Origin of the sequence: Bacillus tequilensis (assembly GCF_012225885.1) — a bacterium.
Taxonomy (GTDB): Bacteria; Bacillota; Bacilli; order Bacillales; family Bacillaceae; genus Bacillus; species Bacillus tequilensis.
The window spans coordinates 3,520,208-3,546,592 of record NZ_CP048852.1 but is presented as its reverse complement, the minus strand read 5'-3'; the positions used below and the strand labels follow the sequence as shown (position 1 = coordinate 3,546,592).

Sequence of the window (26,385 nt, the reverse complement as noted above, 5' to 3'; positions counted from 1 at the left end):
AGTACAAGGAGAAGTAGGATGGACAGAGATCATATTTATCAATTGCAGCCATTAAAAATCTGTGATGGCTGGTCTGTAGTACTGAACAATTTAAGTTCAGAAAGAAGGATGCAAGAAAAATGTGAATTACTAATACTGCAAAATGAAAAACGAAAGGCCTTTATTAAGGTGCTTTATGAAAATGATCAATACCATCTCATAGTAGCGGGCTTAAAAAAAGATAAGATTTATAAAGAAAAATCTTCTGATGAAATAGAACATTTATTAAAAGAGTTAGAATATCAAATCTGGACTGTGGGAAGCGGGGTTTTAGAGGGTTTGCAGCCACTAAGCCAACAGATTCCCAATTTTTTAAGGCTAAAGATACCGGCTGGTTGGACTGTTGATTATATTACATTAAAAGATACTGATCCTAAGACGCTAGAGGCAAATGATGATGCTTGGTTATTTGACTTTAATCAAGATCTCCTGCAGGTTTCTCATAAGACAAAAAAATTGCTACTTGACGTAGGGTGGTACCCAGAAGGTGATCCCACTGGAAGTTATGTCATTGAACTGATAAAAAATGAAGATTGGGAAAATCCTTTAGAAGATATGATGTGTACTGAACTTAAAGAATTACTTAAACAATTGGAGTTTATTTTTAAGAAGGAAATGAAAAATAAAAATGAATTTTAATAAAAGATATAATTTGCTGAAGGAGTCTTCGCTAGATCGAAACACAGGACGATTGAGCGTGAAGACTATTTTAAGAGAGGAAAACAAGTGAAATGAAAATACATCAAATGCACGATTTTCATCTAAAAGATGAATCGGATTTTGTTCAAACACAACAATCCCTTAAACATAAAATTACCCTATCTCATTCTATCACCCCAAACTCCATCAACACCTGCGCAGGCGTCGACCTCGCCTATTGGGAACAGGACGGGGAACCATACGGGGTGTGCAGTATCATCGTCATTGACGCTGATACGAAAGAAGTCATTGAAAAGGTGCACAGCATGGGGAAAATCAGCGTGCCGTATGTGTCCGGTTTCCTCGCGTTTCGCGAGCTGCCGCTGATCATCGAAGCGGCCAAAAAGTTGGAGGCGGAGCCGGATGTGTTTTTGTTTGATGGCAACGGGTATCTGCATTACAATCATATGGGCGTCGCCACGCATGCGGCTTTTTTTCTCAATAAGCCGACGATAGGGATTGCGAAAACCTATCTCAAAATCAAAGGCTGCGATTTCGTGATGCCAGAAAATGAAGTCGGCGCATATACCGATATTATCATTGACGGCGAGGTATATGGCCGGGCGCTGCGTACGCGGCGGGACGTGAAGCCTATTTTCTTGTCTTGCGGCAATTATATTGATTTAGACAGCAGCTATCAGATCACGATGAGCTTGATCAATCAAGAAAGCAGGCTGCCGATCCCTGTACGCTTGGCTGATCTTGAAACGCACGTTTTGCGAACATTTTATCAGAAAAATCACGTGTGACACTTGGGGCTCTAAGCCATCAAGTGTTTTTTTGTATGCTTGGTGTCTGCTTTATCAAAAACCTTGTCGCCCTTGCAGATAAGATTTTTATTTGAGTGTTTTTCGCGTCAAATCGATAAAAGCCTTTAATGGCGCAGACATCCACTTGTCCTTATGCCATGCTAATTGAGTGAAAACGGGGCAATCGCTCTGCCAATTGAGTTCCTTCATCCGTCCTTCGGCAATATCGTCTTTTACTGTCATTTCAGGCAATAGCCCAATTCCAAGTCCGGCCATCACGCATTGTTTGATGGCTTCTATGCTGACAAATTCTAATTTATTAGGGTAGACTCCGGCGTCATGTAATGTGTTCTCAAAGAGCGTGCGGTATGAGCATCCATCCTCTGTCAGCAGAAGGGTTTCGTTTTGAAGATCCTTCAAGGTTGCTGGTGAGTCTGCTGGAAAAGGATGGTCATTGGCCGCTACCATTTTGATTTCATCCTGAATCAGAGATTCAACGTGCAGTGCGTCTTCCGTTCGGTTCACATCCAAAATAAAGGTGATATCAAGCTGGCCCTGCAAGAGCTGTTCTTTCGCTTGTTCGTTGGAAATATACGGTTTGAATATCAGCTTTACTTGAGGAAAAGTCTGTTTGAATTCTTTTATGATAGGCGGAAGGCGGTATGTGCATTGGCTTTCCGTCGCCCCGATTTTCAAGGTTCCGGTTGTTTCTTTTACTTGATTTGCGGCCATTTTTGCTTCTTCTGTTAACGCAATGATCTTCTCCGCGTAGGATTTGAACGTTTTGCCGGCTTCTGTCAGGATAAGCCGCTTGCCAAGCCGTTCAAACAAAGGAGTCCCAATTTCTTCTTCAAGTGATTTGATCTGAGAGGTAACGCTTGATTGTGCATAGTTAAGCATCTTGGCGGTTAAGGTGAAATTTACATGTTCTGCTGCGGTAATAAAGGTTATCAGCTGCTTCATTTCCATTTGTTCTCGCCCTTTCTAAATTGGTTTAATCGATTGAAATAATCGAAATAATCATCTGTATTGATTGATGAATCCATTATATGATGAAGAAAAACATTCGTAAACAAAGGAGCAGATGCATCATGAAAATTGCGGTTATTAATGGCGGAACTCGGTCTGGCGGAAATACGGATACTCTTGCGGAGAAGGCTGTTCAAGGATTCGATGCGGAGCACATTTATTTGCGGAAATATCGAATCCAGCCAATTGAAGATCTGCGTCACGCCCATGGCGGCTTTCGCCCTGTTCAAGATGACTACGATTCTATTATTGAGCGGATATTGCCGTGCGATATTCTTGTATTCGCCACCCCAATTTATTGGTTTGGCATGTCAGGGCCATTAAAGCTGTTTATTGATCGCTGGTCACAGACGTTAAGAGATCCGAGATTTCCTGATTTTAAACAGCAAATGTCAGCGAAGCAGGCATATGTAACAGCAGTGGGCGGAGATAATCCAAAAATAAAGGGGCTGCCGATGATTCAGCAATTTGAACATATTTTTGATTTTATAGGGATGCCCTTTAAAGGCTATGTGCTGGGAGAAGGCAATCGTCCAGGCGATATTCTTCATGATCATCAGGCGCTGTCCGCTGCGGGCTGCTTACTGAAAAGAAGCGATGCGATATGAAGTGTTTGCTGTCGGTCCTTGCAGGCATGCTGATTCTTGCATTCTTTTTATTTTGGAAGGTCCAGCCTCCTGTTTGGATACATGTTGAAACCAATTCGCGTCAGGTTCAGCAATCTGTGAGAATGGCAGGCACAACGCTGCAAGTCAAGCAAATCATCAAGCGTGATGCAGGAGAAGAAACAGTAGTCATATCAAACGGCATTTCCGGGCCAAAATAAAAAAGCACCTGTCCAGGTGCTTTTTTCTATAAATGAGGGATGACAAGGCCCCCATATAAAAACGCCGCGATAATCAGAAAGGCCGGATGCATCTTGAATTTTGTCATGGCGAGAAGAGCAATTCCCGCAATCACAATAGATTGGATCCAGCCGATTGCTTTGATGCCATCTGCGCCGATTTGCCAGGTAAGAATGAGCATCATGACCGCGATGACAGGCTGAACGGACAGCGTCATGCCTTTGATGATGGGGGATTGGCGGAAGCGCTGAATGATGCGCAGAAGGACGATCAAGGCGAGCGCTGACGGCACGATGGTTGCAATCAGCGCAATCAGGAAGCCAGGCCACCCGCCTGCGCTGTAGCCGACATACGCGGCGATTTTGGTTGCGATCGGGCCCGGCAATGCGTTCGCAAGGGCGAGCATGTTTGAGAATTGGTCGTTTGACAGCCAGCTGTATCTGTTGACGACTTCTTCAAACATTAACGGGATAGACGCAGGTCCGCCGCCATACCCGAGTACGTTTGCGATAAAAAACGCCATAAATAGATAAATCATAATCATGAGGCCGACATTCCTTTGTCTTTTGATTGTTTATTAGTGATTTTGTCCTTCAGTTTAAAATGAAACGCACCGTACGCTAAGAAAATGATAATGACAAGGCCTGGATTAATCTGTAACGTTTGCAGGCCGATAAAAGCGATGATAAAAAACAGGATGCCGGTGACCCAGCCGAAACCTTTTAGCGCTTTTTGGCCAAACTCGTACGCCATGATTCCGAGCATGACGGCGATCACCGGTGTTACGGCGCCAATCATGCCGGCAACAACTGCTGAGTGGCTTAAGACATTTACAGCGGCAAACAAGCCTACCATAGCAAGGCATGTAGGCAGAATGTGGGCGAGGGTTGCCACGATTGCGCCTAACGTGCCTTTTAGCTTAAAGCCCAGATACGCCGCCATTTTTGTGGCAATCGGTCCGGGAAGCGCATTAGCGATTGCTAATATTTCTCCGAATTCATCATCATCAATCCATTTATATTTATTGACCGCTTCATGGCGGATCAGCGGAATCACGGAAGGTCCCCCGCCGAACCCCAATATGCCGGTGCGCACCATTGCGGCCGTCATATCCCGATAAGGATGGTTTTTCATTCGTTTCTCTCCTTTACAGCTTCATTCCCATACGGCTTTTGTATCGTTTGATCAGCATCTGGCAATCAACACTGACGACGCCTTGCAGGGGATACAGCCGTTTTGTTAAAAACTCTTCCATTTCTTGATCGTTGGCAAAAATCCCATGCATATGCAGCTTGCTCGGGCCTGTCATGTGATAGAGGCTGGTGACCGCAGGCTCTTCTTCAAGCTTAAGAGCGACCTCTTCTAAAAACTGCGGTTCGACCTCTACATTGAAAAACACGGATACATGGATGCCGATTTTAGCGGGATTGATGACCGCAGTGAATTTTTCGATAACCCCGGCTTCGATTAATTGATTAATTCGAGCTTGGACAGCAACCCGCGACAAATCGACTCTTTTGCCAAGATCCGTATAAGATATCCTGCCTTCCTCGTGCAAAATGCTGAGAATTTGTTTGTCGATCTCATCAAGAACAAGGTTGGGGATTTGATAATCATGACTCAATTGCTCCACCTGCTTTCATTGCCTTTTAGAGATCATTTTATCACAAAAGTTACGTTTCGAAAGATCAATTTTATATTTGTTTTCAAAATGAATAAAATAATGTTTTGTTGTTTTCGAAAAGAATAAAGTTCGTCAGTTTTTCTGCCGTACCAGTAGATGTGGGAAATCAGGCTTCCTATACTGAAGAAAATTTCTAAAAAAAGGGGACTTGTGATGAACAAATCTGTGATCGGTACAAAGCAAATGGTCGTCAGCCCTCATTATCTCGCTTCTCAAGCCGGAAACCGCATACTGGATAAGGGAGGAAACGCGTTTGACGCCGCTGTTGCTGTGAGTGCATGTCTGGCTGTTGTGTATCCGCATATGACGGGGCTTGGCGGGGATTCCTTTTGGCTGGCCTTTCATCAGGAATCAAATGCAGTAAGAGTCTACAATGGCAGCGGCCGTTCTGGGAAAAATGTAACGAGAGATGTATATAAGGGAAAAAGCGCGATTCCGCTGCGGGGAATCGACAGTGCCATTACCGTGCCGGGGATGGTTGATAGCTGGGATGCCGTATTGAAGGAGTATGGGCGTATGTCTCTAGCAGACGTGTTGGAGCCCGCACGCGACTATGCCCAAAATGGGTTTCCAGTATCAGCCGATCAGTGCCGTCACACAGAAATGAATCTTGAACTGCTGGCCTCCACACCTTACACAGCCGACATCTTCACGAGAAGCGGCAAAGCGCCTGTCCCGGGAGAGCGCTTTGTGCAAAAAGAGCTTGCCGAGTGCTTGATCATGATTGCTGAAAAAGGAAGAAGCGCATTCTATGAAGGTGATATTGCTCAACGGATTGTCTCGTATTTACAGCACAACGGCAGCCACATGACACTTGATGATTTTAAAGCGCACCGGGGCGAATGGATGGAGCCTGTATTAAGTGATTACCGAGGATATAGTGTGTATCAAGCACCGCCGAATTCACAAGGTTTTACCGGTTTATTAACACTGAACATTCTGGAAAACTATCATTTCAACCAAATCGAACACGGTTCATTTGAGTATTATCATGTGCTTGTGGAGGCATTGAAAAAGAGTTTTCTGGATCGAAATGCCGTCTTGACTGATCCGGCGTTTGCGGACATTCCGCTTGAAAGGCTTTTAGACAAAAAATACGCGAAACAATTGGCGGAAGACATCGGCTATCTGGCAAAACCGGCAGAAAGCAGGCCGGTGGGAAGTGATACGGCATATGCGGCCGTCATTGATGCGGATGGCAACGCGGTGTCTTTCATTCAAAGCTTGTACTTTGAATTTGGCTCGGCTGTCACTGCTGGTGATACGGGCATATTACTGCAAAACCGCGGATCATTTTTCTCATTGGATCAAGATCATGTCAACACGCTTGAACCGAAAAAGCGCACCTTCCATACGCTTATGCCGGCTATGGTCTGCAAAGATGGAAAACCGAAAATCCTGTACGGAACACAAGGCGGCGAGGGCCAGCCGCAGACCCAGACGGCCATTATTACCCGAATGCTGGACTATGGAATGCATCCACAGCAGGCAATCAGCGAACCGCGCTGGGTATGGGGAAGAACATGGGGAGAGGAATATGAGGGGCTGAGAGTCGAGGGCAGATTCTCAGAGGAAATCATTGAAAAGCTGAAAGACAGCGGACATCTCGTGGAGATAGTCGGTGACTATGATCCGCTGATGGGACACGCAGCAGCAATCAAAGTGGATGATGAGGGCTTTCTCCAAGGCGGAGCCGACCCGCGGGGAGATGGGGCGGCTGTGGGGATTTGAATAACTAGAGGATACAAATATAAATCAAAAGCGCAAACATGAGACCTCAATGAAGTGGTACATATACTGTTTGCCTTCAGCCTATCATTCCGTTCCCTAAAATACGCAGTGAGTCAATCACAATCAGCCGGATTTACCAATACCGAATTTTTTCTTAATTAAAAAACGATCATCATTGAAATCCAAAAGCTTGTCATTCCAATCCACGCTGGAAAAGGATAAAAGAACACCCGGAGCTTTCTCCGGGTGTTCTTTTTTAAAGGCGGCAAGTTGTCATAACAAGGTCTTTTTGACTAGTTTCTTCTATTTAAATAGTCCTTTTGTTCAGCTGGGACGAATCAGTGTAAATTCTTCGCCGAGCTTCGCATAGTGGTTTCCTGCCAATCTTGAGACAGCCTGTAATTCATCTGTCAAAACATATCCTTTTTCTGCATCATACACCTTTTCATCGAGGTGGAAGCAGACGACTCTGCCGATGAGCAGATCCGCTGTGGTCACGCCCTGGTCATTGTCAAATGTGATATGCCGCTCTAACGTGCATTCAAACCGAATGCGGGCTTCCTTAATGCCGGGAACTGAAACAGATTTGCTTTCGACGGGATGAAGCGAGGTGCGTATGAGCTCGCTTTCCTCCGGCTCTAAGCTCGCTGCCGTTTCATTGATGTCTTCAATGATGGACTCATCACTGACATGAACGACAAATTCTCCGTTTTCCACTGTGTTTCGGGCTGTATCTTTTTGGCGTCCTTCGGTTCTGTTAACCGAAACACTGAGAAGCGGAGGGTCTGAACTGACAACGTTATAAAAACTGAAAGGCGCGGCATTTACCGCTCCGCTTGAAGAAAGTGTTGTTACAAATGCAATGGGACGGGGGATGACTGCACCCGACAATAGCTTGTATGTGTCTTTGGAACTAAGCTGATCAGCTTGAAATATGTACATAGCAGCAACCGCCTTTATCGTTAGGATATCTTAATTATAACGAACTGGTTTCAAGGAAACCAAATGATGCGTGTTGCATATGTTATGTCATGACATATATCTATATAAAGAAAATGTAAAAATAGGCTTCCGTACATCCGCCGGCAGCCTATGAAATGGTGAAATGTTAAGTTTATTTGTATTTCTTTTTAACTACCCAGCAATTGCCGTCTTTCCAGAATTCTTTTTTGCTGTGGTAATCGTCTTGTTTGTAGTAATCGTGGTGCGATTTTTTCTTATCGGGACGATATGATGTTTTGTGCGTGCGGTATGACTTCTTGTAGCTGCGTGATTTCTTTTTGTAAGAGCAGTACGACTTTTTATAGCTGCGTGATTTCTTCTTGTGAGAACAGTACGACTTTTTGTAGCTGCGTGATTTTTTCTTGTGAGAACGGTACGACTTTTTGTAGCTGCGTGATTTCTTGTGAGAGCTGTAAGATTTCTTGTGGCTGCGTGATTTCTTGTGAGAGCTGTAAGACTTTTTATAGCTGCGTGATTTCTTGTGAGAGCTGTAAGATTTTTTATGGCTGCGTGATTTCTTGTGAGAGCTGTAAGATTTTTTATGGCTGCGTGATTTTTTGTGAGAGCTGTAAGATTTCTTTTGGCTGCGCGATTTTTTGTGAGAGCGGTGTGATTTTTTATGGCTGCGTTCCTTTCCATGAGGCTCTTGGTATAAATAATCTTTTAAACCTTCTTTTTTTGCGGATTTCACCGCTTCTTCGATGTCAATATGGGAATAGTGGCCCAATTCGAAATCCTCCTTTTGTAAAAATAATGTTAAGGATGAAGATCCTTACTACCCTCATAGTACGCGCGGTTTTAAAAAGTGTATAAGTGTTCCGCTGAGATCTCATAAAAATAAAAGCCTAAAATTTATAAGGGGGATTATGGATGAAGAATCAATCCAGATTGCCGCTTTATCAGCTGTTTGTTCATCCAAAAGATTTGCGTGAATTAAAAAAGGATATATGGGACGATGATCCGGTGCCTGCTGTGATGAAGGTAAATCAAAAAAGGCTGGATATTGATATCGCTTACCGGGGATCACATATCAGAGACTTTAAAAAGAAGTCATACCATATTTCCTTTTATCAGCCGAAAACATTCCGCGGTGCACGAGAAATTCACTTAAATGCGGAGTATAAAGATCCTTCCATGATGAGAAACAAATTGTCTTTGGATTTTTTCTCGGAGCTTGGGACGCTGTCTCCACAGGCAGAGTTCGTGTTTTTAAAGGTGAACGGGAAGAATGAAGGGGTTTATCTAGAACTTGAATCCGTCGATGAATATTATTTAGCAAAAAGGAAGCTGGCGGACGGGGCGGTTTTTTACGCGGTTGATGATGATGCTAACTTTTCTCTGATGAGCGATTTGGAAAGAGAAACGAAGACCTCGCTGGAGCTTGGATATGAAAAGAAGACAGGGACTAAGGAAGACGATTTTTATTTACAGGATATGATATTTAAAATTAATACTGTCCCTAAAGCCCAGTTTAAATCAGAAGTGACAAAGCATGTGGATGTTGATAAGTATTTGCGCTGGCTCGCCGGCATTGTATTCACCTCAAACTATGACGGGTTTGTCCACAATTACGCGCTGTACAGAAGCAGTGAAACCGGATTATTTGAGGTGCTTCCTTGGGATTATGATGCGACCTGGGGCAGGGATATCCATGGAGAGCGGATGGCTGCCGATTATGTAAGAATTCAAGGATTCAATACACTAACCGCCCGGATATTGGATGAACCCGAATTTCGCAAGTCCTACAAGCGCCTGTTAGAAAAAACGCTCCAATCTCTTTTTACAATAGAATATTTGAAACCGAAAATCATGGCAATGTATGAACAAATTAGGCCGTTTGTTCTGATGGACCCATACAAAAAGAATGATATTGAGCGTTTTGACCGTGAGCCGGCTGTAATTTGTGAGTATATTAAAAACCGATCGCAATACCTCAAGAATCATTTAAATATTTTGTAAATGCATCATATAGGTATTCGCTGAAAAACAGACAATTAGGCTATTGAATTAGTTCAACAAATAAATGTGACACGTATATATGCAGTATGTTTATCATCTATGTATAAGTGACTAGGAGGAATTTGAATGAGCAAGAGGAGAATGAAATATCATTCAAATAATGAAATATCTTATTATAACTTTTTGCACTCAATGAAAGATAAAATTGTTACTGTGTATCGTGGAGGCCCGGAATCTAAACAAGGAAAATTAGCAGCTGTAAAATCAGATTATATTGCTTTACAAGTTGAAAAAAAAATAATTTATTACCAATTGGAACATGTGAAAAGTATTACTGAGGATACCAATAACAACACTACAACACTTGAGACTGAGGAAATGGCCGATGCTGATGATTTTCATAGCTTAATCGGACAATTGACGAACCAATTCGTTCAATTAAATCAAGGGGGTCCGGAATCCAAAAAAGGTTGTTTGGTCTGGCTGGGAGATGATTACGCTGCATTAAACACAAACGAGGATGGGGTAGTGTATTTTAATATTCATCACATCAAAAGTATAAGTAAACATGAGCCCGATTTGAAAATGGAAGAACAGACGCCCGCAGATGTTTTAGAAGCTGATTATTTAAGCGAAGTGTTTAAGAGTCTAACTCATAAATGGGTTTCCATTAATCGCGGAGGTCCGGAAGCAATTGAAGGTATCCTTGTAGATAATGCCGACGGTCATTATACGTTAGTGAAAAATCAAGAGGTGCTTCGCATCTATCCTTTTCACATCAAAAGCATCAGCTTAGGCCCAAAAGGATCGTACAAAAAAGAGGATAAAAAAAAAGAACATGATGATCAAGAAGACAATAAAGATTCAGACCAAAAACAAGAAGAAGTGTACAGCAGTTCGTTACGATCTTCAAAACCATATCGTTCATCAAAATCATCTAAACGATCACCGGGGTCTTCAGGTCATCAATCGTCAAAATCCCACCATTCATCAGGTTCAAAAAGTTCATCAAAATCATCTAAACGATCACCGGGGTCTTCAGGTTATCAATCGTCGAAATCCCACCATTCATCAGGTTCAAAAAGTTCATCAAAATCATCTAAACGATCACTGAGGTCTTCAGATTACCAATCATCAAAATCCGACCATTCATCAGGTTCAAAAAGTTCATCAAAATCATCTAAACGATCACCGAGGTCTTCAGATTACCAATCATCAAAATCCTCAGGTTTTTATGGCTCTTCAAGTTCTTTCGAAAGTTCAGGAGGACAAAAGGAAGAATACAGCTATGAAACGATTGTCAAAACGATAGACTATCACTGGAAACGCAAATTTTAATAGATAACAAGGAGCATCAGATTAAGTGATGCCCTTTTTCAGTTAAAGGAGGAGAAAATGAAAGGTTTGAATCAATTTCTTGACACAGATGTTGAAGTTGTCATTTCCGGGGATACAAGATTTGTTGGCACACTGAAAGATATTGGACAGGATATTTTTGTTATATGTGATGGCTGTCATTATCTTTATATCCCTTTAATGCATCTCCATCAAATGAACAAGGCGGTCATCAATATGACTTCCGAGAAATCATTTTTAAGAGATTTGGAAGATCCAGTGATACAGGAAGAAAATAACGCTTTTTCATATAGAAATTCATTAAACAAGATGAAAGGCAAGTTTATTGAAGTTTATGTAACTGGCGGTCGATCGATACATGGGTATGTGACAAGTGTTTTAAATGACTATATCGTATTTTTCTCACCTGTTTTCAAAACACTCTTTATATCTATGAACCATTTAAAATGGTTTACTCCTTATTCAACTGAACAAACACCGTACACGCTTGATAATTCGCAATTGCCTGTCGTGCCTTCCAATGTTTCTCTAGTACGTAATTTTGAGGAGCAGATCAAAAAGTATATCGGCAAATTGGTCATATTCGATATGGGGGAAGTGCCGGAAAAAGTCGGTCTGTTAAAAGATGTTTCCCATAATATTATTGAGCTTATTAGCGCTACGGGAGAGTCGATCATTTGGAAGTTAAGTCATCTAAAGACAATGCACCTTCCTTAATTTACAGAAAATAAACTGCCCTCTTGAATAAATAAGAAGGCAGTTTTTTATTAAACAAATAACCAGCTAATCCAAACATATAAACATGTTAACGTAAAAAGAACAGTCAGCGGAATGATCAAAACGGTTGTTTTTAAATATTCGCCCCAAGAGATTCTTTCATCATGCTGTTTTAATATATGCATCCAAATAAGTGTTGCTAAAGTACCTATAGGTAATAATAAGGAACCGATATCACTGCCGATAATATTTGCCAAATAGATAATCTTTGCTGTTGAAGGATTCAGGCTCATTTCTGTTAAGGTGAAAGTGCTGATCATTAATGCTGGATGATTGTTAAATAGATTCGAAAAAACAGAGGTAGAAATGCCTGAAATGAAAGTAGCCAGGGCGAGGCTTCCAGAAACCACTGGTTCAAATAGATTCACAAGTAACTCAGTGAAACCAATATTATGCAGCCCATAAATTAAAACATACATCGTAAAAGCGAAAATAAAAATGTGCCAAGGTGTTTTGTATAACAAGTCTCTTGGGGAGGTTTTGTAATAAATCCATCTCCAGCTCAATAGGATAAAAGACCCAATGGCGGCGACAAGAGGAACAGAAATGCCGGTATATGACGCTGCGAATAGGCTAATTCTGACTAGAAAAACAAAAGCGAGCACACATAACATCATTTTTGTTTGGTTTCGTTCTGGTAAAGGAGCTGACGGTGAATGATGTCTATAGAGCTGAGCCTGAAAATGATCCGGTATATCTGGCAGGCTTTTAGGCAGACGTTTATAAAAGAACATAAACAGCAGACAAGCCATAAAGATGAGTCCAATCATACTAGGGACAAACATCATGGCAGTGTGAAGGTATAGATCCATTCCAATCATTTTGAGAGAAATTAAATTGACAATATTACTTACGCCAATCGGTGTGCTGGAGGCTGTGGCGATTAAAACGCCGCTTAATAAATATGGGGTTTTTTGATGCCTTTTTAAACCTAAATATTTTAAAACGAGCAAAAGGATCGGGGTTGTGATTAAAACGCTCCCGTCATTATTAAGGAAAATTGTCATTAGAAAGCAAAGTAAATTGGTTAACCAAAAAAGCTTGATGCCTGAACCTTTGGATTGCTGCAGAAGTTTTGTAGCCACCCAATAAAAGAAACCGAAGCTTTCTAATGCTATGGCCATAGTCATAGTGGCAAGGATGGTGACCGATGCGCCTGTGATTTTTGTCCCTATTTCCCCCAAGTCCGCCAAAGACACACTCCCGCACAAAAACACAATTAAAGCACCTAATGTTGCGGGGATCGCTTCATTTAATCCTTTAGGCCTCCAGAAAATAAAAATCATTGTTGCGAAAAAAGCGAGCAATGTGATGAAACTAGCCAACTGTGTAATATAGTTCACCTCTCTATCTTTCAGCTATAGAATCAAACTATTGTCATACTCTAACTAGTATCCTTGCTAAATAGATGTACTGTATGTATACGTATACTGATATGAAGTTGTACTAAGCGCTTATATTAAATTGATTAAAATTCCATAGGAATCCAAAAAAAAAAAAAGAGAGATTGCAAGTAATGTTCACGTACCTGCATTTCTCTCTTTCGATCTGGACTGATTACAATTTGAAATATGAATAAATTGCTTTAAAAGCGGATTACAATTGTCTTTTCGATAAGCGATAACCCATTCTGCATTAAGCTGTATTTGATCCATTGTTCGATAAGTAACATCCAAATTAAATAATTTTTTGGCTGAGGAAGGTACAAATGTAATGCCTATTCCAGCACTGACTAAGCCAATCACCATTTGATACTCTGTGGCTTCCTGAACGATATTTGGTTTGAAGCCTGCTTGTTCACAGAGCTGAATAAAATCCAGGTACAGAGTAGGCCATGCTTCTTTGGACACTGTAATAATCGGCTGATCTCGCAAATCCTCGATTGTAATTGATTCCTTAGAAGTCAATGGGTGTTGTTTAGGCAAAGCTAAAATACAGGGACTGCTTTGGGCGATTTCGGTATGTAATGCCGTATGCTGTAAAGGAGGATGAAGTATACCGATATCAATGTTGCCTTTTAACAGCTCGTCCTGCTGCCTAAACGAGGATATTTCACGTAATTCTATTTTTACTGAAGGGAATTTTTTGCGATATTCCCTCACAATCGGCGGCAGAAATTCATATGTTGCCGATCCGACAAAACCAATAACGAGATGGCCGTGCTCGCCGCGAGCTGTCCGCTGTGCCAGTTCAATCGCTTGATCAATTTGCATCAGTGCCGTGCGGCAGTGATTTAAAAAGATTTCGCCGGCCGCGGTAAGCTCGACCATCCGTTTTGTCCTCTTCAGAAGCGTCACACCAATTTCTTCTTCCAGCTGTTTAATCTGCTGGCTGAGAGGAGGCTGTGTCATGTTCAGCCGCCGCGCAGCTCTTCCGAAATGAAGCTCTTCGGCTACTACGATAAAGTATTGAAGATGGCGAAGCTCCATCAATATGCATTCCCTTCCGTAGATTAATAATTCGTAATACATATTAATCATAAGGCGAATCGATATTGGAGGTCAATTTCCAAAGAGTGTATAGTGAAACATATCACAAGAAATATTTAAAATTTTATGTTTAAAATGCATAATAAGGAGTGAGGGTGTTGACAAAAGCAACAAAAGAACAAAAATCCCTTGTAAAAAGCAAAGGGGCGGAGCTTGTTGTTGATTGCTTAGTGGAGCAAGGTGTCACACATGTATTTGGCATTCCAGGTGCAAAAATTGATGCGGTATTTGACGTTTTACAAGATAAAGGGCCAGAAATTATCGTTGCCCGGCATGAACAAAATGCAGCATTTATGGCGCAGGCGGTTGGCCGTTTAACTGGAAAACCGGGAGTCGTGTTAGTCACATCAGGACCAGGTGCCTCTAACTTGGCAACAGGACTGCTGACAGCAAACACTGAAGGTGACCCTGTCGTTGCGCTTGCTGGGAACGTGATCCGTGCAGATCGTTTAAAACGGACACATCAATCTTTGGATAATGCGGCGCTATTTAAGCCGATTACGAAATACAGTGTAGAAGTTCAAGATGTAAAAAATATACCGGAAGCTGTTACAAATGCATTTAGGATAGCGTCAGCAGGTCAGGCTGGGGCCGCTTTTGTGAGCTTTCCGCAAGATGTTGTGAATGAACTCACAAACACAAATAACGTGCGGGCTGTCGCAGCGCCAAAACTCGGCCCTGCAGCTGATGATACAATTAGTGCAGCCATTGCAAAAATCCAAACAGCAAAACTCCCTGTCGTGTTAGTCGGCATGAAGGGCGGAAGACCGGAAGCGATTAAAGCGGTTCGCAAGCTATTGAAAAAAATTCAGCTTCCATTCGTTGAAACATATCAAGCCGCTGGTACTCTAACGAGAGATTTAGAGGATCAGTACTTCGGCCGTATCGGATTGTTCCGCAACCAGCCAGGCGACCTTCTGCTTGAGCAGGCTGATGTTGTTCTGACAATCGGCTATGACCCAATCGAATACGATCCGAAATTCTGGAATGTCAATGGAGACCGGACGATCATCCATTTAGATGAAATTCTGGCTGACATTGATCATGCTTACCAGCCGGAGCTTGAATTGATCGGTGATATTCCAGCTACGATCAATCATATCGAACACGATGCTGTGAAAGTGAACTTGGGTGAACGTGAGCAGAAAATCCTTTCTGATTTAAAACAATATATGCATGAGGGTGAGCAGGTGCCTGCTGATTGGAAATCAGACAGAGTGCATCCTCTTGAAATTGTAAAAGAATTGCGAAACGCAGTGGATGATCATGTTACAGTGACTTGCGACATCGGTTCACATGCGATTTGGATGTCACGTTATTTCCGCAGCTACGAGCCGTTAACATTAATGATCAGTAACGGTATGCAAACACTCGGCGTTGCGCTTCCTTGGGCAATCGGCGCTTCATTGGTGAAACCGGGAGAAAAAGTAGTATCAGTCTCTGGCGACGGCGGTTTCTTATTCTCAGCAATGGAATTAGAGACAGCAGTTCGTCTAAAAGCACCAATTGTACACATTGTATGGAACGACAGCACATATGACATGGTTGCATTCCAGCAATTGAAAAAATACAACCGTACGTCTGCGGTCGATTTCGGAAATATCGATATCGTGAAATATGCGGAAAGCTTCGGAGCGACCGGCTTGCGCGTTGAATCACCAGACCAGCTGGCAGATGTTCTGCGTCAAGGTATGAACGCTGAAGGTCCTGTCATCATTGATGTCCCGGTTGACTACAGTGATAACATGAATTTAGCGAGTGATAAGCTTCCGAAAGAATTCGGAGAACTCATGAAAACGAAAGCTCTCTAGCACTCTGCACTTCAAGACCCTGTTTTCTATGAACAGCACTAAACAAAAGGAGTGAAGGGAATTATGAAACATCAAAGCAACATGCAAGTGCTCAGCCGCGGTCAAAATGATCAGCCAGTGAGCCAGATTTATCAAGTATCAACAATGACTTCTCTATTAGACGGAGTGTATGACGGGGATTTTGAACTGTCAGAGATTCCGAAATACGGAGACTTCGGTATTGGAACCTTTAACAAGCTTGACGGAGAATTGATTGGATTTGACGGTGAATTTTACCGTCTCCGTTCAGACGGAACTGCCACTCCTGTGCAAAATGGAGACCGTTCTCCTTTCTGCTCTTTTACGTTCTTTAAACCGGACATAACGCATAAAATTGACGCGAAAACGTCGCGTGAAGAGTTTGAAAATGAGATCAACAGCATTCTGCCAAGCAAAAACTTATTTTACGCTATCCGCATTGACGGATTGTTTAAAAAAGTACAGACAAGAACGGTGGAACTGCAAGAAAAGCCTTACGTGCCGATGGTTGAAGCAGTCAAAACGCAGCCGATTTTCAACTTTGACAACGTACGAGGAACGATCGTAGGTTTCCTTACACCGGCTTATGCAAACGGAATCGCTGTTTCTGGCTACCACCTGCACTTCATTGACGAAGGACGCAATTCAGGCGGACACGTTTTTGACTATGTGCTTGAGGATTGCACGGTTACGATTTCTCAAAAAATGAACATGAATCTCAGACTTCCTAATACAGAGGATTTCTTTAATGCGAATCTGGATAACCCTGATTTTGCTAAGGATATCGAAACGACTGAAGGAAGCCCTGAATAAAGAGAAAAGAAAGCCCCTAGTTTGGGCTTTCTTTTTATTTGGCTCTTTTCCTGATTTTAGATAAAATAACGTCAAAAGGGTAAAGGTGTGGTCTGATGAAAATATTGGTTTTGGCAGTTCATCCTCATATGGAAACCTCAGTTGTGAATAAGGCGTGGGCTGAGGAATTGAGTAAACATGACAATATCACAGTACGGGATCTTTATAAGGAATACCCGGATGAAGCAATAGATGTTGCGAAGGAGCAGCAGCTGTGCGAGCTATACGACCGGATTGTCTTCCAATTTCCGCTTTATTGGTACAGCTCACCGCCGCTCTTAAAAAAATGGCAGGATCTTGTGCTGACTTACGGATGGGCCTTTGGTTCAGAAGGAAATGCCTTGCATGGCAAGGAGCTGATGCTGGCTGTTTCAACAGGGAGCGAAGCGGAAAAATATCAAGCAGGCGGAGCAAATCATTACTCGATCAGCGAGCTCTTGAAACCATTTCAGGCCACGAGTAATCTGATTGGCATGAAATACTTGCCCCCATACGTGTTCTACGGCGTGAAGTATGCAGCTCAAGAGGATATTTCTCTCAGTGCAAAACGATTAGCCGAATACATCCAGAAACCTTTCGCTTAAAAGTAGGAACCCTGTGTTACATGCCGCAGGGTTTCTTATGGTTAAAAATCCGGAAGTTCGGAAAGGTTATTTTCCTTTATGCCGTCCGGTTCACTTCGCAAAATATCACGTCCGTATTTATGGAAAACATCCACATGAGAGAGTTTTCCCGCTTTTGCTTCTGACAGTGCAGCAGGGTAGTGGAGCTCTCTTCCTGTGTTGGTTTTCACTGCGATAATATTGTCTTCCTCATTTCTTCTGACTGCAATAATTTCTTCTTGGCCAGTTCGGATATCTGAATGTTTTGCTGATGTTTGCTGGGCCTTATACGATTGATATGCTGCTTCAAATTGATCCATATGGACACCTCCACTTTTTAGCGTGAACAAAAGTGTCGATGATCATGTAAGGTTTCGACACAGCATATGACAATATTTCCTGAGAAATATCTCGGGATGTGACGAATCAAACCGTAATAAAAGGGATTCCGCATAATCACGGAATCCCTTTCAGTTATTTTGTCATGTGTAGATCCTTTGTTTTCATATAGCCTGTCGCTCCGCCATAATCAACGAATACCCAATCAAAATCAAAACCGCCTTTTTTCGTTTTGCTCCAGCCTAAAAAAGAAACGCTTGTGTCTGCTGGAAGAGTCTTGATGCCTTTTCCTTCAGCGGATGTATATACTTTCGTTTTTGTTTTGGTTTTTATCGTTGTCGCAGCTTTTACAATGTAATGAGTGGAGACAAAGCCTGTTTTGCCATTTTTATAATGAACTTTTGCCCAATCAGCGTTCGCAAAGGAAATCAGCTTTAAGCTGTCGCCTAAATGCAGCGTATCGGCTTTCTGGCTTGATGCGGAAGCCTTCGTTCTAACATTTAGAGCCTCTGCTGACACCAAATAAGAATCAATCGGATAGCTGTATAAATCATCGATGCTTACAGTTGTGTTTGGCTGCTGGGCATGGATCGTGCTTGCGCCTCCCACAGAAGCCGCAGTTATTCCAGCCGCAAGTGCTAGAGCTGATAATACTTTTGTTGGTTTGTTCATGTCGTTCCTCTCCTCACCTAAGAGAAATAATTCATTCTATATCTCTATTCACGTTATCGCAGGTTCCTAAACATCAAAAGATCAGATAAAAACCTGATCCGTGGCAGTTATTTTTGTATTTCGAGTTTGAGAGGCGCGGATATTGATTTTTTTACTTTTTTCCCGTGCAAAATATCATCGGCTGCTTCTGTAGCCAGCTTACCGATCAATTCAGGCTGCTGAGCGACCGTGGCTGAGAGCTTTCCGTTTTTAATGGAAGCGAGCGCATCTTGATTGCCGTCAAAACCGATCACTAAAATCTCTTTTCCCGAGCTGTAAATGGCCTCGAGAGCACCGAGCGCCATTTCGTCATTGTGAGCAAAAACAGCTTGGATATCCGGATGTCCCTGCAGCAAGTTTTCCATGACAGTCAGGCCTTTGGTGCGGTCGAAGTCAGCTGATTGTTTTGTGACAACGTCGAGCTTTTGATCTGCGATATGATGAAATCCTGAGCCGCGTTCCCGTGTGGCAGATGCGCCGGGCACGCCTTCAAGCTCTGCCACTTTCGCTCCTTTTCCAAGTTTATCAGCGATAAATGCCGCGGCCATTTCACCGCCTTTCACATTATCGGAAGCAACGAGGGTTTCGACTTTTCCCTGTTCGGCGGAACGGTCGATTGTTACGACAGGCACACCGACTGCGTTTGCAGATTCTACTGCCGTTGAGATGGCCGATGAATCAGTCGGGTTGATTAACAAGGCATCGACACCTTGCTGAATTAAGTCTTCTGCATCACTCGTCTGTTTCGATGAGTCGTTTTGTGCATCGACAATGATCACTTTCATACCCCGTTTTTCGGCTTCTTTTTCAATGCCTTTTTTTAAGGAGACAAAAAAGGGATTATTAAGCGTTGAGACGGACAAGCCGATGGTGAATTCCTTTTTGTTCCCCGAGTTTGACGGCTTTGCCCATTGGGGAGGCTCAAGTGAACAGGCAGTTAATAAAAACAATGATAACGTTAAAATGACGGCTGCAGCCTTTTTCATGTCAAAACCCTCCTATGCTGACTTCTTGCGGTCTAACAATACCGCGATTAAAATGACAATCCCTTTGACAACCAGCTGATAAAATGATGAGACGCCAAGCAGATTGAGCCCGTTGTTAAGTGTGCCGATGATCAGCACCCCGATTAACGTGCCGATAATGCGTCCGCGGCCGCCGGAAAGACTTGTTCCGCCTAAGACAACCGCCGCGATAGCATCCAGTTCGTACGATTCTCCGGCAGTCGGCTGGGCTGAATGCAGACGTGAAGTCAATATGGCGCCGGCAAGGGCGGATAAAAGCCCGGCTAAAGAATAGATCATCACTTTTACGCGCGTCACTTTAATGCCTGAAATGAGCGCGGCTTTTTCATTGCCTCCGATGGCGTAGGTTCGGCGTCCGAACGGTGTTTTATGAAGAAGCGCCCAAAGGAAGGCAAAGGCAAGAACCATCGTAATCGCCGGTACAGGAATGCCTAAGAAGTAACCTCGTCCGAACAGCTGAAAAGCGTAGTTTGTGCCAAGTCCGGTAATCGGATTTCCGTCTGTATACACAAGCGTCAAACCGCGAAAGACAGTCATAGTCGCAAGCGTAGCGATAAAGGGCGCCATTTTTCCTTTTGTGATCAATAGTCCGTTGATCATGCCAAGGGCGGCACCAATGATACAGCCGAGGATGATGGCGAGAATCGGATCGACACCGGATACAATCATCCCCGCGACTAAAGCGCTGGACAGGGCAAGAATAGCGCCGACAGAAAGGTCAATGCCGCCTGTTAAAATCACAAAGGTCATGCCGAACGCGATTAATCCGTTTATGGCGACCTGGCGAAGCAGGTTTAAAATATTCAACGGTTCAAGAAAGCTTGGATTTAAAATAGATACAATGATAACGAGAATAAATAAACCGAGAAACGGGCCGAGTTTTTGCATGACTCCGTCGAAGTGAATCCGCTTTTGTTCTTGTTGATGTTCGGCTTTCATATTACCGCCCTCCTGTGGCAAGTATCATAATTCGTTCTTGCGTTGCTTCCTGCGTATGAATTTCCCCGCTGATTCTGCCTTCATGGACAACGATTATACGATCGCTCATTCCGAGAATTTCCGGCAGCTCTGATGACACCATAATGATGGCGACGCCTCGCTCAGTCAGCTCATTCATCAGCGAATAAATCTCCCGTTTTGCGCCAACATCCACGCCTCTGGTCGGCTCATCTAAGATCAGCACTTTCGGTCCGATGCCGATCCACTTGGCAATCACCACTTTTTGCTGGTTTCCACCTGATAAATGGCGTGCGTGTGTTTCCTGTGATGCCGTTTTGATGGTCAGGCGTTTGATTAAAAGATCAACAAATTCAGCTTCCCGTCTGTGATCAATGAGACCCTTTGGAGAGAAACTGGAGAGACTGGGCAGTGCAATATTCTCGCGAATCGAGGTGTCGAGCAGCAGCCCTTCATCTTTGCGGTTTTCTGTGATAAAGCCGAGTCCTTTTTTTACCGCATCCTGCGGGTTTTTAATGACTGTCTTTTTTCCGGCGATCCATATTTCACCCGAGCTCAGCCTGTCAACGCCGAAGAGCGCTCTCATGATTTCTGTCCGACCGGCTCCCATCAATCCGGAAACACCGACGATTTCACCGGAACGAACAGAAAAGCTGACATCTTCAAAACGTCCTTTGGCGGTGGCGTTTTTCACCTCGAAAATTTTGTCACCGAGAGAAGGGGTGCGTTTCGGATATCGTTCAGTCAGCTCGCGCCCGACCATTTTTTTAACGACTTCATCAAAATCGGTGTCTGGGATGTTTGTTGTATCTACGTTTTTTCCGTCACGCATGATGGTGATTCTATCGCAAATCGCAAAAATTTCTTCCATGCGATGCGAAATGTAGACAATGGATACACCGTTCTTTTTTAACGCCGTAATGACCTCGAAAAGCTTGCTGATTTCCCGTTCCGTCAACGCTGCTGTCGGTTCATCCATAATAATGACCTCGGCATTTGTCATGAGCGCTTTTGCGATTTCGATCATTTGCTGCTGTCCGACGGAACACCCGCCTGCTTCTTGATCAAGAGAAAAAGAGACAGACAGTTTGTCAAACTGTTCTTTTGCTAACGCTTTCATTTTTCTCGTTTGTAAAATGCCCAGCTTGGAGGATATCTCTTTTCCGATAAATAGATTCTCAAGAACAGTCATCTCCGGCCAGATATTCAATTCCTGGTGGATAAAAGCGATTCCATGCTGTTCCGCTTCTTTCGGGTTGGAAAAATACGTTTCGTTTCCGTTTATGATGATTTTCCCTTTATCCGATTTATGCAGGCCTGTCAGAATGTTCATAAGCGTGGATTTGCCGGCGCCGTTTTCTCCCATTAATGCGTGAACCTCGCCGGGCACGAGCTGAAAGGAAACACCTGACAGCACTTGGTTTTTCCCGAATGCTTTGTGAATCTCCTTCATTTCAATCTGCATGTTCCATCCTCCTTTCTAGAAGAGCACACCCGCCTGCAGGATGCAGTTGGCATAAGGTGTGAATTCACCCGTTCTTATGATCGCCTTTGCTTCTTTTGTCAGCAGCTTAAATTCTTCGTGAGAAAGGTATTCAATCTCTTGTTCAGAAAAAAGCTTCTCTAGAAATCTCGCATTCTCTTGATTAGAAGCTTTTATTTCAGCTGCAGCAATGACTTTTTCAACGGCCATCTCATCAGCCAGCACTGCCGCTATATCCTGAAAAGCCGGAAGACCCGGCTTTATGGAAAGATCAATTTTCAAAACGCCGTCAGGAACAGGCAGCCCGGCATCCGCGATGACAATTTTATCAGTGTGACCAAGGTCGGCAAACAGCTTGGCCAGATGGCTGTTCAGTATACCGTGTTTTTTCATGACAGCAGCTCCTCCACTTCTTTTCTTGTCGGCATTCCGCCCTGGGCGCCGAAGGAACAGACAGAAAGGGAGGCGGCCCGATTGGCGAACCGCAATGCGGCTTCAATGTCTTTTCCCTCAGCCAGAGCAACGGCAAAGGCGGCGTTAAATGTATCACCGGCTCCGGTTGTATCAACGGGTTCAACAGGGAAGGACGGGATGAGCCGTTCTTTGCTGCCGGCTGAATAGCGAACGCCTTGTTTTCCTTCCGTAATAAAGAGCTTCGCCGGATAAAGCGCCAGAGCTTCAGAAGTGGTGAGCTTAGGGAATAAAATCGACGCCTCGTGTTCATTCGGTGTGAGATAGGTGGCGTGATCAATTGTTTCCTGTTTCAGAGGGCGGGCCGGTGCCGGGTTGAGCATGACCGGTATATCGTGAGAATGGCAGTATTTGCACACTTCATCTACCGTTTCTTCCGGAATTTCCTGCTGAACCAGGACCATATCAATCTTTTCAATCTCTTCTAGCGCGTCTATCGCATACGATGGAGTGATATCATCATTCGCACCTTTGACGAAAACAATGCTGTTATCACCTTCAGCAAGCACAATGTGTGCGGTGCCGCTTTCTTTATGTGTAACCGGTTCCACATAGTCAGTGCGAACGCCGTTTTCTTTTAAATTATCTAAAATGGCTGATCCATAATGATCGCCTCCGATCTTGCCAACCATAAACACGCGGGCGCCGAGCCTGGCAGCAGCGACTGCCTGATTCGCTCCTTTACCGCCCGGTACTGTCTGAAATGACGTGCCAAGTACCGTTTCACCGGCTTTGGGGCGTTTGTCCGAGGTGACCACTAAATCCATAGAGCAGCTTCCAATTACACAAATATTACGCATCATGATCTTCCTTTCTTGTCGTCTTTCTTCTTATATAGGTGACAGGCATTTGAATTGCCGTTTCTGTCAGCGGCTGTTTTTTGATTATACGCAAAAGCAGCTTGGCTGCTTCTTTACCCATGTCATATGCGGGCTGTTTAATTGTAGACAGAGGAGGGAACAGCAGCTCGCTTTGCGGAATGTCATCATAGCCAATGATTTGAATATCCTCCGGTACGTTTTTGCCGCGCCGCAATGCTTCATGTAAAACTGCTGCGGCTTGAATATCATTGCCCGCTATCACACCGTCTGTCTCGGGGTATGTGGCAAACAGCTCCTTCGCCATCGATTGCGCCTCGCTGAAAGAAAATGAAGCCGTTTCGATGACCTGAAAATCAATTTCAGCCTGCTTTAAGATCTCCAAAGCGCCGTTAAATCGGTCTTGAGCTGTCGGCAGGTGAGCTGGGCCTCTCAAGAGCGTAATGCCCTTGCTTCTTCCGTGAATGATGGCTTCGGCGGCTAGTTTTCCTCCAGTATAGCCGTCACTGGACACAGAAGGGGCTCCTTCAGGTGTTCTGTCCAGAAAAACAACTGGGTGATTGATACCGCTGTATTCCTCAAGATCAGGGTAATTCGTTGCGGCAATAATGCCTGCAACATGATTTTGTTTAAAGGTTTGAAGGTATTCAAGTTCTTTTTTCAATTCCTCATCGCTGTTGCCGAAAATAAGGCGATAGCCTTCCCGGTTCAATTGATCCTCCGCGCCGCGGGCAAGCTGGGGGAAGAAAGGGTTGGTGATATCCGGGAGCAAAAGTCCGATCAGCCGGGATTCTCTTTTATAAAGAGATCTGGCGACTTCATTCGGGTAATAGTTTAGCTTCTCCATCGCAGCTATCACACGCGTTCGCGTTTCTTCGTGTACATAGCCGTTGTCATTCAGGACACGGGAAACCGTTGCAACTGAAACGCCCGCCGCTCCGGCGACATCTTTAATAGTAGCCAAAACAGATCCTCCTTGTTTGTGTAACCGCTTACAAAAATAGATTATCATGTGCGATCTGAAGTTGGCAATAAAAATATCAAAAGAAATCTATTGTAAATTGTATATATAAATATGAAATGTAGGGTTTTCACTCTTTTTTTGCCAAAGTTCTCAGAAATCTGGATGAAGTTTTCTTGAACAAATATTAAGTTTTTTTAAAATTGTTTCAGAGTCATGCGTTTAGACCTGTAAGTGAGGAGAAATAGAAAAGACTATCAGCCCAGAAAATGTTTAATTATGTTAGAGAATTCAGACCCGTATGTTCAGCACTTTTACGACGGGCTCTCTTAGTCATTTTGGAATGGGCCTCATATGGCGTCTTCCATGCAGAAAGGACGACATTATGACCTTGTTCTTAAGAAAGGATAAAACCATTTTGTGCTCATAAGAACCGGAAAAAACGCATGGTAGCAGGAAAAGACTGATATCACGGGCTGAAAAAAAGATTGATTTGAAATGCATGTTAAATGACAGCAACAGCGTGTGACTATACGTCCATAAGGATATCAGAAGAAAAATGAAAGCGCATTCCTTTTGATTTTTAAAAAAAGAGATAAGGTGTAAGTCCTGCTGTTTTCCAAAATTAGAAAGCAGTTTGTAGGCATAAAATCTCTTTCAAAAGTGAAGTTTGGCTTAGTGGAACAGGGAAGATTATGTTACATAATGCCGATTGAGAATTCATAGTGATTCTATATACTGATGAATGAATTTACAACACTATAGAAGGAGATGTCGAAAAGCAATGTGGTTACTCATTATAGCCTGTGCTGTCATACTGGTCATCGGAATATTAGAAAAACGACGACATCAAAAAAACATTGATGCCCTCCCTGTGCGAGTGAATATTAACGGCATCCGAGGCAAGTCGACTGTGACAAGGCTTACAACCGGAATATTAATAGAAGCCGGTTATAAAACTGTTGGAAAAACAACAGGGACAGATGCACGAATGATTTACTGGGACACACCGGAGGAAAAGCCGATTAAACGGAAACCTCAAGGACCGAATATCGGAGAGCAAAAAGAAGTCATGAAAGAAACAGTAGAAAGAGGGGCTAACGCTATCGTCAGTGAATGCATGGCTGTTAACCCGGATTATCAAATCATTTTTCAGGAAGAACTTCTGCAAGCCAATATCGGCGTCATTGTTAACGTTTTAGAGGATCATATGGATGTCATGGGGCCGACACTCGATGAAATTGCAGAAGCGTTTACCGCTACAATTCCTTATAACGGCCATCTTGTCATTACAGATAGTGAATATACCGAGTTCTTTAAACAGAAAGCAAAGGAACGAAACACAAAAGTCATCATTGCTGATAACTCAAAAATCACAGATGAATATCTGCGTAAATTTGAATACATGGTATTCCCTGATAACGCTTCACTGGCACTGGGTGTGGCTCAAGCGCTGGGCATTGACGAAGAAACTGCGTTTAAAGGAATGCTGAATGCGCCGCCAGATCCGGGAGCTATGAGAATTCTTCCGCTGATCAGTCCGAGCGAGCCCGGGCACTTTGTTAATGGGTTTGCCGCAAACGACGCTTCTTCTACTTTGAATATATGGAAACGTGTAAAAGAAATCGGTTACCCGACCGATGATCCGATCATCATCATGAACTGCCGCGCAGACCGTGTTGATCGGACACAGCAATTCGCAAATGACGTATTGCCTTATATTGAAGCAAGTGAACTGATCTTAATCGGTGAAACAACTGAACCGATCGTAAAAGCCTATGAAGAAGGCAAAATTCCTGCAGATAAACTGCATGATCTAGAGTACAAGTCAACAGAAGAAATTATGGAATTGCTAAAGAAAAGAATGCACAATCGTGTCATATATGGCGTCGGCAATATTCATGGTGCCGCAGAGCCTTTAATTGAAAAAATCCACGAATACAAGGTTAAGCAGCTCGTAAGCTAGGAGGAAATGCAG

At 43.3% G+C, this 26,385-nt stretch carries 28 protein-coding genes; 12 read left to right on the top strand and 16 right to left on the bottom strand.

Going from position 1 to position 26,385, the window contains the following annotated elements; genetic code table 11:
* The first annotated feature begins 18 nt into the window (after positions 1–18).
* The gene (locus tag G4P54_RS18635) at positions 19–678 is read left to right on the top strand and encodes a hypothetical protein (protein WP_167873495.1); all 660 of its coding nucleotides are present in this window, start codon (positions 19–21) and stop codon (positions 676–678) included.
* Positions 679–770: 92 nt separating this feature from the next.
* Positions 771–1,487 (top strand): endonuclease V, encoded by a 717-nt coding sequence (locus tag G4P54_RS18630; RefSeq protein ID WP_167873494.1) that lies wholly within the window; start codon positions 771–773, stop codon positions 1,485–1,487.
* Positions 1,488–1,574: 87 nt separating this feature from the next.
* Here the strand turns inward: G4P54_RS18630 and G4P54_RS18625 are convergent, their stop codons facing one another.
* A complete protein-coding gene (locus tag G4P54_RS18625; RefSeq protein ID WP_167873493.1) occupies positions 1,575–2,456 on the bottom strand; it encodes a LysR family transcriptional regulator in 882 nt (293 codons plus the stop codon).
* Positions 2,457–2,578: 122 nt separating this feature from the next.
* Between G4P54_RS18625 and G4P54_RS18620 the strand changes: the two genes are divergently transcribed.
* Entirely contained in the window at positions 2,579–3,124 is a 546-nt protein-coding gene (locus G4P54_RS18620) for a flavodoxin family protein (RefSeq protein WP_167873492.1), read from the top strand.
* Positions 3,121–3,342 (top strand): hypothetical protein, encoded by a 222-nt coding sequence (locus G4P54_RS18615; protein WP_167873491.1) that lies wholly within the window; start codon positions 3,121–3,123, stop codon positions 3,340–3,342. The genes G4P54_RS18620 and G4P54_RS18615 overlap by 4 nt, the downstream gene beginning before the upstream one ends.
* Before the next feature lie 26 nt (positions 3,343–3,368).
* Here the strand turns inward: G4P54_RS18615 and chrA are convergent, their stop codons facing one another.
* Genes chrA through chrS form a run of 3 tightly spaced genes read right to left on the bottom strand, consistent with a single transcriptional unit; the run spans position 3,369 to position 4,985 of the window.
* The gene (gene chrA, locus G4P54_RS18610; protein ID WP_024713729.1) at positions 3,369–3,905 is read right to left on the bottom strand and encodes a chromate resistance efflux protein ChrA; all 537 of its coding nucleotides are present in this window, start codon (positions 3,903–3,905) and stop codon (positions 3,369–3,371) included.
* Positions 3,902–4,495, bottom strand: coding sequence for a chromate efflux transporter subunit ChrB (chrB, locus tag G4P54_RS18605; RefSeq protein ID WP_024713728.1), 594 nt, complete (start codon positions 4,493–4,495; stop codon positions 3,902–3,904). The genes chrA and chrB overlap by 4 nt, the downstream gene beginning before the upstream one ends.
* A gap of 13 nt (positions 4,496–4,508) precedes the next feature.
* Positions 4,509–4,985: a chromate efflux transcriptional regulator ChrS gene (gene chrS, locus G4P54_RS18600; RefSeq protein ID WP_024713727.1), complete on the bottom strand. Its 477-nt coding sequence runs from the start codon at positions 4,983–4,985 to the stop codon at positions 4,509–4,511.
* Positions 4,986–5,198: 213 nt separating this feature from the next.
* Here chrS and ggt point away from each other — a divergent pair, with 213 nt between their 5' ends.
* Entirely contained in the window at positions 5,199–6,776 is a 1,578-nt protein-coding gene (gene ggt, locus G4P54_RS18595) for a gamma-glutamyltransferase (protein WP_167873490.1), read from the top strand.
* A gap of 324 nt (positions 6,777–7,100) precedes the next feature.
* On the opposite strand, the gene G4P54_RS18590 is transcribed toward ggt, so the two are convergent.
* Together G4P54_RS18590 and G4P54_RS18585 are read right to left on the bottom strand one after the other, a co-directional pair.
* On the bottom strand, positions 7,101–7,718 hold the full coding sequence (locus G4P54_RS18590; protein ID WP_024713725.1) for a flavin reductase family protein: 618 nt from the start codon (positions 7,716–7,718) through the stop codon (positions 7,101–7,103).
* A 172-nt stretch (positions 7,719–7,890) separates the two neighbouring features.
* Positions 7,891–8,505 carry a CotG/ExsB N-terminal domain-containing protein gene (locus G4P54_RS18585; RefSeq protein WP_024713724.1) on the bottom strand — a complete coding sequence of 205 codons (615 nt, stop codon included), beginning with the start codon at positions 8,503–8,505 and terminating at the stop codon, positions 7,891–7,893.
* Positions 8,506–8,648: 143 nt separating this feature from the next.
* Between G4P54_RS18585 and cotH the strand changes: the two genes are divergently transcribed.
* The 3 genes from cotH (at position 8,649) to G4P54_RS18570 (ending at position 11,810) form a co-directional block, all read left to right on the top strand.
* Positions 8,649–9,737 (top strand): spore coat protein CotH, encoded by a 1,089-nt coding sequence (cotH, locus tag G4P54_RS18580; protein ID WP_024713723.1) that lies wholly within the window; start codon positions 8,649–8,651, stop codon positions 9,735–9,737.
* A gap of 126 nt (positions 9,738–9,863) precedes the next feature.
* The gene (locus G4P54_RS18575; protein WP_167873489.1) at positions 9,864–11,075 is read left to right on the top strand and encodes a spore coat protein CotH; all 1,212 of its coding nucleotides are present in this window, start codon (positions 9,864–9,866) and stop codon (positions 11,073–11,075) included.
* 57 nt (positions 11,076–11,132) lie between these two features.
* The gene (locus G4P54_RS18570) at positions 11,133–11,810 is read left to right on the top strand and encodes a hypothetical protein (RefSeq protein WP_024714274.1); all 678 of its coding nucleotides are present in this window, start codon (positions 11,133–11,135) and stop codon (positions 11,808–11,810) included.
* A 50-nt stretch (positions 11,811–11,860) separates the two neighbouring features.
* Here G4P54_RS18570 and G4P54_RS18565 read toward each other — a convergent pair whose 3' ends face one another.
* Together G4P54_RS18565 and alsR are read right to left on the bottom strand one after the other, a co-directional pair.
* Positions 11,861–13,177, bottom strand: coding sequence for an arsenic transporter (locus tag G4P54_RS18565; protein ID WP_167873919.1), 1,317 nt, complete (start codon positions 13,175–13,177; stop codon positions 11,861–11,863).
* Positions 13,178–13,390: 213 nt separating this feature from the next.
* On the bottom strand, positions 13,391–14,299 hold the full coding sequence (alsR, locus tag G4P54_RS18560; RefSeq protein WP_167873488.1) for an acetoin biosynthesis transcriptional regulator AlsR: 909 nt from the start codon (positions 14,297–14,299) through the stop codon (positions 13,391–13,393).
* A 158-nt stretch (positions 14,300–14,457) separates the two neighbouring features.
* On the opposite strand from alsR, the gene alsS reads away from it, so the two are divergent.
* The 3 genes from alsS to G4P54_RS18545 all read left to right on the top strand — a co-directional run bounded on the left by alsS (position 14,458) and on the right by G4P54_RS18545 (position 17,624).
* A complete protein-coding gene (alsS, locus tag G4P54_RS18555) occupies positions 14,458–16,170 on the top strand; it encodes an acetolactate synthase AlsS (protein ID WP_024714271.1) in 1,713 nt (570 codons plus the stop codon).
* A 63-nt stretch (positions 16,171–16,233) separates the two neighbouring features.
* Entirely contained in the window at positions 16,234–17,001 is a 768-nt protein-coding gene (gene budA / locus G4P54_RS18550) for an acetolactate decarboxylase (protein ID WP_167873487.1), read from the top strand.
* A 95-nt stretch (positions 17,002–17,096) separates the two neighbouring features.
* Positions 17,097–17,624, top strand: a complete 528-nt coding sequence (locus G4P54_RS18545; RefSeq protein ID WP_024714269.1) for an NAD(P)H-dependent oxidoreductase — start codon at positions 17,097–17,099, stop codon at positions 17,622–17,624.
* 41 nt (positions 17,625–17,665) lie between these two features.
* Here G4P54_RS18545 and G4P54_RS18540 read toward each other — a convergent pair whose 3' ends face one another.
* The 8 genes from G4P54_RS18540 to G4P54_RS18505 form a co-directional block, all read right to left on the bottom strand.
* On the bottom strand, positions 17,666–17,962 hold the full coding sequence (locus G4P54_RS18540) for a DUF3892 domain-containing protein (RefSeq protein ID WP_167873486.1): 297 nt from the start codon (positions 17,960–17,962) through the stop codon (positions 17,666–17,668).
* A gap of 154 nt (positions 17,963–18,116) precedes the next feature.
* Positions 18,117–18,653, bottom strand: coding sequence for an SH3 domain-containing protein (locus tag G4P54_RS18535; RefSeq protein ID WP_167873485.1), 537 nt, complete (start codon positions 18,651–18,653; stop codon positions 18,117–18,119).
* 107 nt (positions 18,654–18,760) lie between these two features.
* A complete protein-coding gene (gene rbsB, locus G4P54_RS18530) occupies positions 18,761–19,678 on the bottom strand; it encodes a ribose ABC transporter substrate-binding protein RbsB (RefSeq protein WP_167873484.1) in 918 nt (305 codons plus the stop codon).
* A gap of 12 nt (positions 19,679–19,690) precedes the next feature.
* Positions 19,691–20,656, bottom strand: coding sequence for a ribose ABC transporter permease RbsC (rbsC, locus tag G4P54_RS18525; RefSeq protein ID WP_167873483.1), 966 nt, complete (start codon positions 20,654–20,656; stop codon positions 19,691–19,693).
* Between the two features lies 1 nt (position 20,657).
* The gene (gene rbsA, locus G4P54_RS18520) at positions 20,658–22,139 is read right to left on the bottom strand and encodes a ribose ABC transporter ATP-binding protein RbsA (protein WP_167873482.1); all 1,482 of its coding nucleotides are present in this window, start codon (positions 22,137–22,139) and stop codon (positions 20,658–20,660) included.
* A gap of 15 nt (positions 22,140–22,154) precedes the next feature.
* The gene (rbsD, locus tag G4P54_RS18515; RefSeq protein WP_167873481.1) at positions 22,155–22,550 is read right to left on the bottom strand and encodes a D-ribose pyranase; all 396 of its coding nucleotides are present in this window, start codon (positions 22,548–22,550) and stop codon (positions 22,155–22,157) included.
* Entirely contained in the window at positions 22,547–23,428 is an 882-nt protein-coding gene (gene rbsK / locus G4P54_RS18510) for a ribokinase (RefSeq protein ID WP_167873918.1), read from the bottom strand. Before rbsK ends, rbsD begins: the two co-directional genes overlap by 4 nt.
* Positions 23,421–24,410 (bottom strand): LacI family DNA-binding transcriptional regulator, encoded by a 990-nt coding sequence (locus tag G4P54_RS18505; protein WP_167873480.1) that lies wholly within the window; start codon positions 24,408–24,410, stop codon positions 23,421–23,423. Before G4P54_RS18505 ends, rbsK begins: the two co-directional genes overlap by 8 nt.
* Before the next feature lie 781 nt (positions 24,411–25,191).
* Here G4P54_RS18505 and pgsB point away from each other — a divergent pair.
* Positions 25,192–26,373: a poly-gamma-glutamate synthase PgsB gene (gene pgsB / locus G4P54_RS18500; protein ID WP_003219593.1), complete on the top strand. Its 1,182-nt coding sequence runs from the start codon at positions 25,192–25,194 to the stop codon at positions 26,371–26,373.
* The last annotated feature ends 12 nt before the right edge of the window (positions 26,374–26,385 follow it).